The organism is Lebetimonas natsushimae, from assembly GCF_002335445.1.
Classification (GTDB): Bacteria; Campylobacterota; Campylobacteria; order Campylobacterales; family Nautiliaceae; genus Lebetimonas; species Lebetimonas natsushimae.
Window position 1 is genome coordinate 65,662 of record NZ_BDME01000007.1, and the last position, 13,925, is coordinate 79,586.

The 13,925-nt window shown below is 31.5% G+C and carries 17 protein-coding genes; 2 read left to right on the forward strand and 15 right to left on the reverse strand.

The features are described 5' to 3' along the window. Positions 1-30 precede the first annotated feature (30 nt). The 11 genes from LNAT_RS08440 to LNAT_RS08490 form a co-directional block, all read right to left on the reverse strand. The gene (locus LNAT_RS08440; RefSeq protein WP_096260168.1) at positions 31-1,125 is read right to left on the reverse strand and encodes an HNH endonuclease domain-containing protein; all 1,095 of its coding nucleotides are present in this window, start codon (positions 1,123-1,125) and stop codon (positions 31-33) included. Beyond that, the gene (locus tag LNAT_RS08445; RefSeq protein WP_172413526.1) at positions 1,095-1,676 is read right to left on the reverse strand and encodes a class I SAM-dependent methyltransferase; all 582 of its coding nucleotides are present in this window, start codon (positions 1,674-1,676) and stop codon (positions 1,095-1,097) included. The genes LNAT_RS08440 and LNAT_RS08445 overlap by 31 nt, the downstream gene beginning before the upstream one ends. Then, entirely contained in the window at positions 1,673-2,185 is a 513-nt protein-coding gene (locus LNAT_RS08450) for a metallophosphoesterase family protein (protein ID WP_096260170.1), read from the reverse strand. Before LNAT_RS08450 ends, LNAT_RS08445 begins: the two co-directional genes overlap by 4 nt. Then, complete coding sequence (gene topA, locus LNAT_RS08455) at positions 2,182-4,359, reverse strand: type I DNA topoisomerase (RefSeq protein WP_096260171.1); 2,178 nt, start codon at positions 4,357-4,359, stop codon at positions 2,182-2,184. Before topA ends, LNAT_RS08450 begins: the two co-directional genes overlap by 4 nt. A gap of 51 nt (positions 4,360-4,410) precedes the next feature. Next, positions 4,411-5,157 carry a DUF996 domain-containing protein gene (locus LNAT_RS08460; RefSeq protein ID WP_096260172.1) on the reverse strand — a complete coding sequence of 249 codons (747 nt, stop codon included), beginning with the start codon at positions 5,155-5,157 and terminating at the stop codon, positions 4,411-4,413. 3 nt (positions 5,158-5,160) lie between these two features. Next, positions 5,161-5,613: a TM2 domain-containing protein gene (locus LNAT_RS08465; RefSeq protein ID WP_096260173.1), complete on the reverse strand. Its 453-nt coding sequence runs from the start codon at positions 5,611-5,613 to the stop codon at positions 5,161-5,163. A 54-nt stretch (positions 5,614-5,667) separates the two neighbouring features. Then, entirely contained in the window at positions 5,668-6,780 is a 1,113-nt protein-coding gene (nspC, locus tag LNAT_RS08470) for a carboxynorspermidine decarboxylase (protein ID WP_096260174.1), read from the reverse strand. Positions 6,781-6,819: 39 nt separating this feature from the next. Further along, positions 6,820-7,269, reverse strand: a complete 450-nt coding sequence (locus tag LNAT_RS08475; RefSeq protein ID WP_096260175.1) for a DUF1931 family protein — start codon at positions 7,267-7,269, stop codon at positions 6,820-6,822. A gap of 61 nt (positions 7,270-7,330) precedes the next feature. Beyond that, entirely contained in the window at positions 7,331-8,521 is a 1,191-nt protein-coding gene (locus LNAT_RS08480; RefSeq protein WP_096260176.1) for a molybdopterin molybdotransferase MoeA, read from the reverse strand. A gap of 74 nt (positions 8,522-8,595) precedes the next feature. Further along, a complete protein-coding gene (locus LNAT_RS08485) occupies positions 8,596-9,024 on the reverse strand; it encodes a molybdopterin synthase catalytic subunit (protein ID WP_096260177.1) in 429 nt (142 codons plus the stop codon). 41 nt (positions 9,025-9,065) lie between these two features. Continuing rightward, complete coding sequence (locus LNAT_RS08490; protein ID WP_096260178.1) at positions 9,066-9,287, reverse strand: MoaD/ThiS family protein; 222 nt, start codon at positions 9,285-9,287, stop codon at positions 9,066-9,068. A gap of 38 nt (positions 9,288-9,325) precedes the next feature. Here LNAT_RS08490 and LNAT_RS08495 point away from each other — a divergent pair, with 38 nt between their 5' ends. Both LNAT_RS08495 and LNAT_RS08500 read left to right on the forward strand, forming a co-directional pair. Then, complete coding sequence (locus tag LNAT_RS08495) at positions 9,326-9,964, forward strand: MqnA/MqnD/SBP family protein (RefSeq protein WP_172413527.1); 639 nt, start codon at positions 9,326-9,328, stop codon at positions 9,962-9,964. Beyond that, positions 9,927-10,226 (forward strand): cupin domain-containing protein, encoded by a 300-nt coding sequence (locus tag LNAT_RS08500; protein ID WP_096260180.1) that lies wholly within the window; start codon positions 9,927-9,929, stop codon positions 10,224-10,226. The genes LNAT_RS08495 and LNAT_RS08500 overlap by 38 nt, the downstream gene beginning before the upstream one ends. On the opposite strand, the gene LNAT_RS08505 is transcribed toward LNAT_RS08500, so the two are convergent. Genes LNAT_RS08505 through LNAT_RS08520 form a run of 4 tightly spaced genes read right to left on the reverse strand, consistent with a single transcriptional unit; the run spans position 10,223 to position 13,917 of the window. Next, complete coding sequence (locus LNAT_RS08505) at positions 10,223-10,612, reverse strand: hypothetical protein (RefSeq protein ID WP_096260181.1); 390 nt, start codon at positions 10,610-10,612, stop codon at positions 10,223-10,225. The two genes, LNAT_RS08500 and LNAT_RS08505, sit on opposite strands and share 4 nt — an antisense overlap. After that, positions 10,584-11,555, reverse strand: coding sequence for an agmatine deiminase family protein (locus LNAT_RS08510; RefSeq protein ID WP_096260182.1), 972 nt, complete (start codon positions 11,553-11,555; stop codon positions 10,584-10,586). Before LNAT_RS08510 ends, LNAT_RS08505 begins: the two co-directional genes overlap by 29 nt. Next, positions 11,552-13,141, reverse strand: coding sequence for an APC family permease (locus LNAT_RS08515; protein ID WP_096260183.1), 1,590 nt, complete (start codon positions 13,139-13,141; stop codon positions 11,552-11,554). The genes LNAT_RS08510 and LNAT_RS08515 overlap by 4 nt, the downstream gene beginning before the upstream one ends. Continuing rightward, complete coding sequence (locus tag LNAT_RS08520; protein ID WP_096260184.1) at positions 13,138-13,917, reverse strand: undecaprenyl-diphosphate phosphatase; 780 nt, start codon at positions 13,915-13,917, stop codon at positions 13,138-13,140. The genes LNAT_RS08515 and LNAT_RS08520 overlap by 4 nt, the downstream gene beginning before the upstream one ends. Between the last annotated feature and the right edge of the window lie 8 nt (positions 13,918-13,925).

Consider the following 13,925-nt stretch of genomic DNA (forward strand, 5'->3'; position numbering starts at 1 on the left):
CTTTTTAATTATTTTTAATTAATTATAGCATTAAATCGTAAAAGCCGGATAACCGAGTTTATTAATTAAAAAATCACATTTTTTCTTTAATTCTCCAATATATTCAGTTTCATTATCATATAAACCCAATGCGATCTGTATTTGAGAATCAAAATTTTTAAACTCTTTTTTATAAATATACCAATAATTCAAAATTCTATCTTTTGAATTTTCAATTAATCTAGGAGATGGTATTTTATCTCTTTTTTTATTATTTATCTCCGGCATAGCAGGTAACAAATTCCAGTAATCGTTATTCATAAAAACCGAAAAAGGCAATAAATGGTCCACATCAAACTTTTTTATTTTTTTACCGCTCCATATACAATAAACTTCTTTATTCTTAAAAATTTTTTGAATTTCAGATGTATCTCTTATAACAGTATCAATATTATGAGTTAAAATTTCCTTAATATCCTCAATATAAGAAAATTTATTTATCCTGTTTAACAACTCTTCCCACCTGAAAATTATAGTATTTAGACCATAAAAATTATCTCCCAAATATTTCAAAATTTTATAAATTTTTTTATCTATTGAAAAATAACCAAAATTTTTAAAATTTTTTCTCTCAAAATTTCTTTTCGGTTTTTCTATATCTTTAAAAAACTGATATTTTTCATCTCCCATATATTTCATCGGATTGTTATAAATCAGTTTTCTAAGTTCTCTAAACAACAAACTAATATCTAATTCGAAACTAAAATATTTTTTATAAATATTGGCATATATACATTTCCAGTCTTTTTCATTACAAAAGCCAAACTCTTCAAAAAGTTTTTTATATAATACATCAACAGAATTATTTAAAACCATTTTTTTACTTCTGTGTTGATTAATACCCAAATATTCAAAAGGGATATAATAAAAAAACCACTCTTCCACCACAAAATAAAACGGTATTTTTACTTTATCATTTTCCGTTTCAATATGATGGTCATATTTTTTTATAACCTGGATTATCGATTTTAAAAGTGCAAGTTTATAACTGCTCTCAAGTGTATCTCTTTCAATAATTTTATTTATTTCAATAACCGCATCTAAATCAAGATTATTCATTGTTTTTGATAAAGAATATTTTTCCATTTTATATTTCTGTTTAATGAATCAGTAGTTAAGATTTCATTTTGCTTGTAAATATTATATTTTCTAAAAAAATCTTCTAACAGATTCTCATCCACTTCATAAAAATCCCTCTCTTTATCATCCCTTTTTCCCAATGAAAAACTTATAAAAACCCTGCCTCCCGGTTTTAATCTGTCAGAAATATTTTTTATTAATTTTTCATAAAAAGAGATTGGCAAATGCATAATTACAGCAATGGAATAGATAAAATCAAATTTTTTATCTATATTTATTTCGGGAAGAATTGAGACCTTAAAATTATCGCTTTCAAATCTATGTTTTACAAATTCAACAAATTTCTTACTTCCGTCAATTCCGTATAAATTTTTATATCCGTTTTTAAACAGAAAATTAAGCTCCCTTCCGCTTCCAAATCCAAGTTCAAGGATAAAATCATCTTTTTTGACATTATTTAAAATAATTTTATGAATAAAATCCAAATTTGCTTTTTCATATCTATCAACTAATTTATCAAAATTTTTCTCATAATATTCAAGAGTTTTGTTTTTCAATATACAAATTCCTTGACCTTACTTTTCCAATTATCTTCACCTATTTTTCTGTAATAAAACGTTACAATATATTTGTTTGGTTCAATATCCAGACTCATACATGTAGAAAATCCGTGGTCTCTTGCACACGCTTCCCCGGGATTGAGTATTAAATTTTTACCGTTAAAACTTATATCAACATCGTGAGTATGCCCGTAAACAATAATATCGGTATCAAGAGGAAAAATATATTTTGGATAATGCATAAGTTTCCATGTTTTATTTGCCAACTTAAAATAATACGGTTCTGTTACAAGATTGTATTTATCTACGACTGAATATAAATGATGGTCATTATTTCCAAGGACCGCCACATATCTTATTTTTTCCTCTAAATATTCTAAAACTTCCTCTCTTACAACATCCCCGGCATGGACAATAAATTCAACACCTTGATTTAAAAGGAGGTCTATTGCTTTTTTAGCCCTACCCGCTTTTTTATGTGTATCAGAAATAATTCCTACTCTCAAATTTCTTTCCTTGTTTTACATTTTATACATTCAAGTACTTCTTTTCCCCTGTAAGTCCTTTTAGCCATTATATATCCGCATTCAGGGCATTTTTCATTAGTCGGTCTGTATTTTGAAATAAAATTACACTCTGGATAATTGCTGCATCCGTAAAATTCACCTCTTCTTGATTTTCTTTTTACAATGTCCCCACCGCATTCAGGACATTTAACGTCTTCAAGCACTTCAGGCTCGTTTAAAGGTTTGGTGTTTTTACACTCAGGATAATTGCTGCATGCCAAAAATTCACCGTTTTTACCTCTTTTAACAACCATATCGGCTCCGCATTTATCACATTTTACATCCACCTTTTTTTCTTCTTTTTCTTCAATAGGTCTTGTATATTTGCATTTTGGATAAGAGCTGCATGCAATAAATTCCCCGAATCTTCCTTTTCTAATTACTAAAGGAGCCCCGCACTGAGGACAGGTTTCATCAATAGGTTTTGCTATTTTTTGAGATGGAATTTCTTTATATCCTTTATCTATAAGTTGCATAAAAGGACCATAAAATTCTTTTAACATCTCCTGCCACTCTTTTTTACCAACAGCAATTTTATCTAACATCTCTTCCATATTTGCTGTAAAATTGGCATCTACAATATTGGGAAAGTATCTCTCAAGCGTTTCAATCACATTAAAAGCAATTTCCGTTGGATGAAGTTTTTTTTCTTTAACCTCTACATAGTTTCTGTTTTGCAAAAGTGTAATGGTTGGTGCATAAGTTGAAGGCCTGCCGATTCCGAGAGATTCAAGTTTTTTAATTAAACTAGCCTCCGTATATCTCTCAGGAGGTTTTGTAAAGTGCTGAGTCGCTTTAATATCCTCCGGTTTTAACTTTTCACCCTCACTGAATTCAGGCAGTAATTCATCGGCACTAGGCTTCCCGTAAACTTTATAAAATCCGTCAAACACTAACTTTTTGCCGCTTATTTTAAATTCACCTTTTTCATTTGTAAGATAAATGTTTTGAGTTTCATACTGAGCATCTTTCATTTGACTTGCCAAAAATCTGTTATAAATCAATGTATAAAGTTTCAATTCGTCTTTGCTCAAATAATTCTTCAAATCCTCTGGAGTCAGTCTCACATCAACCGGCCTTATCGCCTCGTGCGCTTCCTGAGCTGCTGATGATTTAGTTTTATATGTTTTAGGCTCTGCATAATTTTCGCCGATATTTTCCTTTATAAACTTAACTGCCGCTTCCTGGGCCTCTTTTGCAATATTTAAACTGTCAGTCCTCATATATGTAATAATCCCTGTTTCACCTACTGGTGTTTTCACACCTTCATATAGTTTTTGGGCAATCTGCATTGTTTTTCTAGGAGAAAACCCTAGCTCGCTGCTTGCTACCTGCTGAAGTGTTGAAGTCATAAAAGGAGCAGGGGATTTTATTTTTGTTTTTTTCTTTTCTATTTTACTGACGGTATACTCAAGAGGTTTTAATTCATTTACAATACTCTCGGCCTCATCTTTTGTCTTAATATCAAACTTTTCAAGTTTTTTACCGTTATATTTGATTAAACTGCCCTCTTTTTTCTTAAAAATCCCTTCTATGCTCCAGTATTCCTGAGGTTTAAATTCTCTAATTTCTCTTTCCCTGTCAACAACAAGCTTAAGGGCTGCACTTTGAACCCTACCGGCACTAAGTCCTTTTTGAATTTTTTTATTAAGAAGGGGTGAGAGTTTATAACCAACAATCCTATCAAGCAGTCTTCTGGCCTGCTGGGCATTTACCCTGTTTAAATCAAGTTTTCTGGGATTATTTAAAGCGTTTTTGATAGCGGTTTTTGTAATTTCATGAAATACAATTCTCGGAAGTTCTTCCGGTTTTTTACCGATTACATTTGCAATGTGGTAGCCTATTGCCTCTCCCTCTCTGTCTTCATCAGTGGCAATATAAACAGTCTCGGCTTTCTTCGCTTTTTCTTTAAGCTCTTTTGCAATTGATTGGTGATCTTTTGTAACGCGGTATTGAGGAATAAATTTATCATCTTCTATTTTTATACCAAATGAAGTTTTAGGCAAATCCCTTATATGCCCTTTACTTGCAACTACATCATAATCCCTGCCCAAAAAATTTTTAATTGTTTTTGCTTTTGCGGGAGATTCAACTATTATTAATTTTTTACTCACATAAGGCCTTTTTTAGGCCGTATTATATTTATGAAAGAAAAAAAAGTCAAATTATCGATTTTCTTTTAAAGAAAAAAATCCTATAGTAATAAAAATCCAGCCGATAAAAATAATTACAAAACCAACCAAAACGATTGATAAAATACTTCCTATAAAAATAAGATTACCGCCAATTGAAAAGAGTTTCTCATTTGTTATTTTAAATATAGAATTAAAACTTTTTTTATAAAACAAGGAACTAATAATTCCCAAAATATATACTATAACTCCTATTGCTACTACAATTAACCAACTTGAATCCATTTCATAAGAGTAATTTTCACTTTCCGCCAAAATGGCAATAAAAATAGTTATTATAAAAAATAAAAATAAAAAATAATTGATTAAATATAATATTGAACCGATAATAAAATTTTTAAATGCTTTTTCTTCCTTTTTATATTCACTTAACTGTTTAATAGCAATAGCTATTAAAATAAATCCCACAATACTTAAAAGAAAAGAAAAAGCCGGACCTATATGAGGAACAGGGGAAACAAAACCGGCAATTAATAATAAAACACCCCCTATGCCCCCGAATGTTCTAATGTTTTCAGACATTTTTATATCATTTTTTTGTATTAAATAAATTCCCGCCGCTTTACCGTCTTCACTTACCTCAAAATCAACTACATCGTTTTTTTGGGGAGGGGTCTGCTCTTTCCATTCTTTTATTTCAAATTCATATCTTTTTCCGTCATCCCCGCTTATTATTCCTCTTCCTTCCTGTAAATTAAAATCTAATACTTTCCCTCTCATCTGTTAAAACCAACATTTTTTATTTTTAACATATGTTTCTTCAAATTCCTTATCAGATTTAAATATGTAAATTAAAGATTCAATAAATGCAATTACCGCTATTATAAAAGAAGGTATTCCGGCCAATATAAAACCTAAAAGAAAAATAACCAACATTATGATACCTTCTTTAGTACATCCCAAATAAAATTTATGTACTCCGAATCCTCCTAAGAAAAACGCTAATAAAAATGCAACAATTTTACTTTTTTCACCTGATACATTAGAATTGTCAGAATCATAATAAATTCCCGCCGCTTTACCGTCTTCACTTACCTCAAAATCAACTACATCGTTTTTTTGGGGAGGGGTCTGCTCTTTCCATTCTTTTATTTCAAATTCATATCTTTTTCCGTCATCCCCGCTTATTATTCCTCTTCCTTCCTGTAAATTAAAATCTAATACTTTCCCTTTCATCTCTTTCTCCTTTAATTTTTTTATTTTGTATTGTATTAATTTTTTATTAAAAAATCAACTCAATCTGTCCCTGAAATCTTCATAATGAAATTCACGGGATACAAAAAAGCTTCCGTCTTTTCTTTTTATTACAATACTCGGTAGTTTTACCCCGTTAAATGCAGTATTTTTCACATAAGTGTAAATCGCCATATCCTCAAAAATAATCCTATCTCCGACTTTAAGAGATTCATCAAAACTGTAATCTCCTATTACATCACCGGCCAAACAGGTTACTCCCCCCAATCTGTAAGTATATTTTTTCTCTCCCGATTTTCCGGCATTTCTGACTTCCGGACGATAAGGCATTGCTAATACATCTGGCATATGTGCTTCTGCTGAGGTATCAAGAATTGCTATTTTCATTCCGTTATCTATAATATCAAGAACTTCAGCCTCTAAATATCCGGCATTCAGTCCCACAGCTTCACCCGGTTCGAGATAAACATCTTTAATATTTGGATAACGGCTTTTAAATTCTTTAATAATTTTAATTAAATTTTCTACATTATATTCAGCTCTTGTAATATGATGGCCCCCTCCAAAATTGACCCATTCCATATCTTTTAAATATTCTCCAAAATTTTTTTCAAATCCTTCAAGTGTCCTCTCAAGCGCAGTGTCTAATTGTTCGCAAAGTGCGTGAAAATGAAGTCCGCTTACATTTTTAAGTTTATCGGCCCTGAAATTTTCTTTTGTAATACCAAGACGGCTGAAAGGGGCGCAAGGGTCATATAATGCTACAGGGGCAGATGATACTCCAGGATTTACCCTAAGACCTATTAATGCCTTATCTTTAACCCTATTTTCAAATCTCTCAAGCTGATTAAATGAATTAAATACAACAGTGTGGGAAATCTCGGCAATTTCATCAATTTCATCATCTTTATATGCGGGTGAATACGTATGTACCTCCCACGGTTTCATATTTCCAAGCTTTGCTTCCCAAAGCCCGCTTGCAGTAGCACCGCTTAAATATTTCTCAAGCAAATCAAAAGTAGACCAGGCAGCATAACCTTTCAGGGCAACTAAAATTTTACAACCGGCTTGTTTTTGAAGATTGTCAAGAATTTGTAGATTTTTTTCTAATTTTTCTTCTTCTATTACATATGCAGGAGTTTTTATCATGCTACAATTCCTTTTTTTAGGAATTGTAGCAAAAAGAGATTAAAGAGTTAAATCTAAAATTTTGCTTGCTTTTTTAATATCTTCACTTGACGGTTTTCTCTCAGCTCCAAGCTCTTTTAACACTCTTGCAATAATTAGCATTAATGCCCCGATATATTCAGGAAGTTTTGCTTCAAGATCTGCTGAAATCGGATATTTTAATGGCGGAATTTTTTCTAGATATGCTAAAACATCCTGTAAATCCACTACTTCTTCAAGTTCTCTAAATTGTCTAAGAGATTCTTCAAAACCTTTTGTTACAGGCATATCAGGTTCCATAATAACATCTCTTCCATTATATCCAGCTTTTTCAACTGCAACTAAAAGCATATCGTGAAATTTTTTCTCAACTATATCGAGTATTTCATCTGCTTTTGATTTATCTAAATCCACTCCAGCAGCTTTTCTAAATATTGCTTCTAATTTTTTAAATCCCACTACTCTTGCCATTTCCTCTCCTTAAGTTTTTTATAATTATATCATTTGAGTATTCACTTGTCAAGTTTTTTTATTAAAAGAATTTAATAATCTTAACTTTACTTCCTGCTTTTAATTCATACAGCCCCTCGTCAAGCCACATTAAAGCTTTTGTATTTATCAGATTAGTGAGTATCCCGCTACTTCCACTTTTTTTACCTCTTGTATCGACAACATATTCTCCATTTTCAAAGCTCAAATTTACAGCAACAAATTGTGTTTTTTTGAAAACTTTTTTAAAATTATCTCTAAGAGTTGCTGTTAAAAACTCGATTGATTGTTTGTTTTCAAATGCATCAGCAATAGGCACAACATACAAAAGAAACGTTACAAACGAACTGTATGGAAATCCTGGAAGTGAAACGATATATTTACCGCCTGCCTTTGCCACCATTATCCATTGACCCGGTTTTATATTTACCCCGTGAAACAATACATCAAATTCACCAGTTATTTCTTTTACAAAATCAAAATCTCCCACACTTACTCCCCCTGTTGTAACCACAATATCACTTGAATTAAGGGCATTTAAAATTTTATTTTTTATTTCATCCCTTTTATCCCCTGCTATTCCCAAATTTTTTACATCATAACCAAAACTTCTAGCAAGAGCAGTCAAAGTATAATTGTTTGAACTTCTGATCTGCCCCATTTTAACCTCATCGTTAATATCCGCTATTTCTTCTCCTGTTGCAAGAACTGAAATAATAGGCTTTTGAGTTACATAAACGCAGCTTTTTCCAAGAGATGCCAAAACGCCTATTTCACCGGCATTAATTAAAGTTCCTTCTTTAATCAAAACTTCTCCCTCTTTGAAATCTTCCCCGACAGGCCTTACCGAATAACCTCTTTCAACTTTTTCCTTTACTATTAACTTATCCCCTCTAACTTCTACATTTTCAATAGGCACCAATGTATCGCTGCCTTCCGGCATAAATGAGCCTGTAAAAGTTTTAACAGCTTCACCTGAATTTATTTTATTAAATTCAAAACTTCCAGCGGGATTTCTACCTATTATTTTTATCTCTTTATCCATATCTTCATATTTAATAGCATATCCATCCATTGAAGCTGTAGGCATATACGGATTATTGTATTTTGCAACAATATCTTCGGCTAACACCCTATTTAGGGCAGTATCCAAAAATACTTTTTCAGAATCTTTATTACCAGGTAAATTTTCTTTTAAAATTTGTTGAGACTCTTCAAAACTTATATGAGCCATTTTCTCTCCTTCTTATATTTTTCACTTTTAACTTTTCATTCTTAATTTTCAAATCTCCATATTTCATTGTACATTTATTTAAGTATTCCCGCCTGCGGCAGAGGTTTTGCCCTATCTTCAGCAAAAATTCTTTTACCATCTATCAAATCATATTTCCAAATAGGGGCATTCGCTTTAAAATCCTCTACAAACTCTTCAAGATATTTAAACCCTTCACGTCTGTGTTTTGTAAAAACCGCACATAAAAAACTGGTCTCCCCCACTTTTACATCACCAAAACTATGAGCCATCTTTATTTTTGCATCAGGTAATTCATTCCATTTTTTAAACCATTCATTAAGAAGGGGCAGATATAAATCAAAACTAAGCCCCTCAATCCCGTTATCAGGTCTCACTATTCCGATAAAAGGAATCATAGCCCCATAGCCTTCAAGCTTAAAATCCTCATACCACCTCTCAAGTGTTTCAATTACAGGAATTCCGCCTTTAAAAATCTCAACCATTTTATTCCTTTCACTTTTCACTTTTCATTTTTAACTTACTTTTACCCTCCACAAACCGGCGGGAGCAATACCACATGGTCCCCGTCTTTTAAAGGAGTATCAAGAGAATCAATTATTTTGTCATTTACCGCTATTGCCAAACTTTCCAGCCAATCTTCAAGTTCTGGTATTTTATGCAGTTCATCTTTTAACTCTCTTACACTTTTTACATCAAACTCTTTTTTATCTATTTGAATAGGTCCTAAAAATTCAACTGTTACCATTTATATCCTTTATGCTAAAATTTCAAAAAAAGGCTGTTATGAAAATAGGTCATATTAATTACTTAAACCTTTTACCATTTTACCAATTTTTGAAAAAAAAGAATATCCCAATAATAAAAGGCGTTCCATCAAACATAAATAAATTATACAAAAAAAGGATTATTGATGCCGCTTTTATATCTTCAATTAAAGGTAAAAACGAAAAATGCTTCAACGCTGGAATTGCTGTAAAGAGAAAAGTTAAAACAGTCCTTTTATGTCCCGGCGAAGGATTTGACAGCGAAAGCGACACATCCAATATGTTAAAAAATATTTTGAATTTAAAAGGTCAGGTTGTAATAGGAGATAAAGCGTTTAAACAAAAAAACTGCATAGATCTAGCTGAAGTCTGGTATGAAAAATACAAACTTCCTTTTGTTTTTGCCACATTTTGCGCAAATAAAAATTTTAAACAATACGAAAAACTTATAAATGAATTTTTAAGAAAAAAACAAAAAGTCCCTTACTTAACTATTAAAAAATATGCTAAAAAACTCGGAATTTCAACAAAAGAGGCAAAAAATTATTTGGACAATATTATTTATTACCGCCTTGGATGGAGAGAAAAAAAGGCATTAAAACTTTTTTGGAGAAAATCGGATGAATATTTACGAAATAAAAAATCTGCCAGAAATTGATTCGGAAATTTTTGAAACGCTTTTAAAGTACAAAAATGTAGAAATTAAAAAAATAATTTCAAATACACTAAAAACTCCCCAGACTTTCATTCAAAAAGAGGATGAATTTGTAGTTTTATTAAAAGGCTGTGCAAAAATAGAAATAAATGGAGAGATTAAAAAGCTAAAAAGCGGAGATACACTTTTTATTCCGGCAAATACACCCCATACACTTTTAAAAACTAAAAAAATCGCTATCTGGCTTGCCGTGCATATTTATTAATTTTTCAATTTCTCAATAGCTTCACTTAAATCGCTAAGAGGCAAAAGTTCCCCGTTTTCCACGGTATACCACTCCCTTTTATCAAATTTACCGCCTTCTTGCAGCCTGCATTCAATCACATCACCTTCATTCAGTTCAATATCCCATGAAGTTTTGTAATATTTTTTCTTTTTACACCACTCTTTACCGTTATCGAGAAAAAATTCCCTCTCAATCCTGTCATCTACAAGATATAGTTTTGCAATGTAAGCCGGTCCATGTTTTGCAGGATTAAAGCATTTTGGGGTTTTAAAAGAAAACCAATAACTTTTTCTTTTTTTTATCTCCGCTTTTACTTCTTCTAAAAGCTCTTTTAATTCACTTAGTGATAATTTGCTCAGGTTCATTAAAATACTCTTTACTTATACAGTGAATACTCCCGTGCTGTCTTATCAGCACATTTGCATTTATAGGAATTATTTCCCTCTCGGGAAAAATTTCACAAAACAAATCATAAACATACTTATCTTTTTTATCTTCATACACAGGAAGCAATACAGCATTATTTATTATTAAAAAATTGGCATAAGTTGCAGGAAGTCTCTCCCCTTCATAAATTTTGGGGGACGGGAGAGGCAGGGGAATTAAATTAAATTTTGTTTTTTTAAGTTCTTTTTCCATTTTTTTGAGTTCTTCATAATGTATATCATTTTTATCTTCACACTTGCAGTAAACTATTGTATCTTTATTTACAAATCTTGCCAATGTATCAATATGAGAATCCGTATCATCACCTTCTAAAAATCCGTGATTTAACCATATTATCTCTTTTACAAAAAGTTCACTTTTTAAAAATTTTTCTATTTCCTCTTTACTCATAGGATAATTTCTGTTTTCTTCTAAAAGACACTGGGTTGTAGTAAGCAAAATTTCCCCGTTTGTATCTATACTTCCACCTTCAAGCACAAAATTATAACTTTTATGTAATTTAAAAATCTTTCTGCTTATTAAATTATCATAATTGCTAGGAAATTTTAAACCCCAGCCGTTAAATTTAAAATCAAGCAGTTTCACTTCTCCGTCTATTTTTACACTTATTGCCCCAAAATCCCTGGTCCATGTGTCATTGTTTTTAACTTTTTTAAATATAAAATTTTTATGTTTCAGATGCTTTATTGTATTTTCATCTTCATAACAAATCAAAACCTTTTGATACCCCGCAATCGCATAAGCTGTTTCAGTGAAAGTTTCAACAGCTTCTTTTAAACAGCATTCCCAGTCTGTATTTTTATGGGGAAACACAAGCTGTACAAACTCCTGTTTTTCCCACTCAGGCACTAAGCAGTTCATAGTTTTTTATTCTCTTTCGGTAATTTATTTTTTTGAGCTTTATTAAAAACTTTAATATTAAAAGGACTGTATGAGGGTAAATTCAAATCTTTTTCTATTTTTTCCACAACACTGTTTATTTTTTCTTTATTTTCATCGGAAAACAGATAAAAATTTACATGTCCCGCTTTAGATTTATCGGAGGAAAGATATTTGCCCACAAGATAAATTTCAGAATCCGAAATATTGTTTTTAATGGAAGATGAAATTTTATCAATATATTTTTCAGCGTTTTTTAACAGATTTTCCCTTTCTTCTAATTTTATATCAATAGTTTCTTTAAGCCTTGTATCTGTAAAAACCCTATAACCGACTTCAAATAAAAAAGTCAAAACAAGTACTACAAATGATGAAGCCAGCGAATCAGGGTTAGTTTTTAAATTATAAATAATAAGTGTAATAATCGAAATCAAACAGAGCAAAAAGCCAAATAGAGAAATTAAAGGATTTGAATCGGTATATTTTGATAACTTAAAATTGGCTAAATTAACAAAGGCAAATACTATTAAAAACCCCAAACTCCCTGCAATTGATATATTTTCTAAATTAAAGGTAAGAGAAAAAATTATTGTAAGTATCGCTAAAATTAAAAGACCTTCTGTTCCGTGATTCCATATATTTTTAGTTAAATTTTTAGGAAGTGCTCCAAATTTTGCAACCAGATAGCTGACTCTGGCACTTCCGTATAAAGTCGCATTAATAGCGGATGAAGTAGATAAAAGAGCGGCAATCCCTATAAGGGTAAATCCTGCTTTTCCCAAAAAAGGTTCAGCTGCAACAGCCAACACATAATCCTGATATTTTTTCACATCTTCATAAGTAACATTTGCAACCGTTACAATACTTACCAATACATAAATGAAAATAGTGGTTGAAACAGCCCAATAAAACGCTTTAGGAAGAGTTCTTTCAGGATCCTCCACATCCTGGGCCGTATTTGCGATTAGTTCAAACCCCTCATACGCCACAAATATTATAAGTCCGCCTGTCATAATATTTAATAAACTCTCCCATTGCTCAGGAGATAATTTTGAAAAATTCCCCGTTAAAAATCCAAGCATTGAAAAAAGAAGTAAGATTCCGACTTTTATAAATACCATTATATCTTCAGCTTTACCGCTTACATACGCCCCCAAAAAATTAAGAATTGTAAAAAAAGAAATTACAATAACTATAAATATTTTTTTTGCAAGAGCTACTTCTCCTCCTATAAAAAGAGCCGATGCATAACTTCCAAATGCGTAGGAATAAAGGGAAAGCATTATAATATAAGAAGCAAGCAAAAGAGTATTTAAATAACCTGTAAAAAGATTGTTTTTAAAAGCCCTCACTAAAAATTCAACGGTCCCGCCTTCTGAGGGAAAACGCACTGAAAGCTTCGCATATGAATAAGATGTAACCAAAGCGATAAAACCAGCAAATAGAAAAGAAACGGGTGCAGCACCTTTTGCAAGAAGAATGGTAAGACCCAAAACGGCAAAAATACCGCCTCCTATCATTCCCCCCACACCGATAGAATACGCTTCCCAAAATCCTATTTTTTTCATGCAATAAATCCTATATGAATAAGATAAAGAAGTGCAAACCCAAAAACAATTCTGTAAATTCCAAAAGGAATAAGAGTATATTTTTCAACAAACCTTAAAAACCATTTAACCGCAATATATGCAGAAATAAAGCTTATTATAAATCCAACGGCTAAAACTATCCCGTTTTGGTTTTTAAAATTATGGATATTTTTTAAAAACTCATATCCGCTTGCGGCAAACATTGTAGGAATTGCAAGCAAAAAACTGAAATCCGCCGCCGTTTTTCTAGTAAGTCCCCCCAGCATTCCGCCTACAATCGTAGCCCCGCTTCTACTGGTGCCCGGAATCAAAGCAAACACCTGAAAAACCCCTATTATAAACGCCTGCTTGAAATTTACTTTTTCTACCTCGTTTATTTTATTTTCTTCATTGTATAGTTTCTCAACTATAAAAAAAACAATACCGCCTATAATAAACATCCAGGCAACGGTTGTAACGGTAAAAAGTTCTTTTATCTGATGCCTTAACAAAAATCCGATAACTGCAAGGGGTAAAAATGCCAAAATTACTTTTTTCCATAATTCAAACTCTTTAAAATTGATTTTATTAAGATAAATCATAACAATAGCAAGAGTCGCCCCTAATTGAATAATAACTTCAAATGCAACATTGTTAAGAGTCTGTTTTAGACCAAGAAGAGTTGAAACTATAATCATATGGGCTGTGGAAGAGATAGGTAAAAACTCAGTAATCCCTTCTACCGTCCCTAAAATTACGCTGTCAATTATATTCATTTATAACC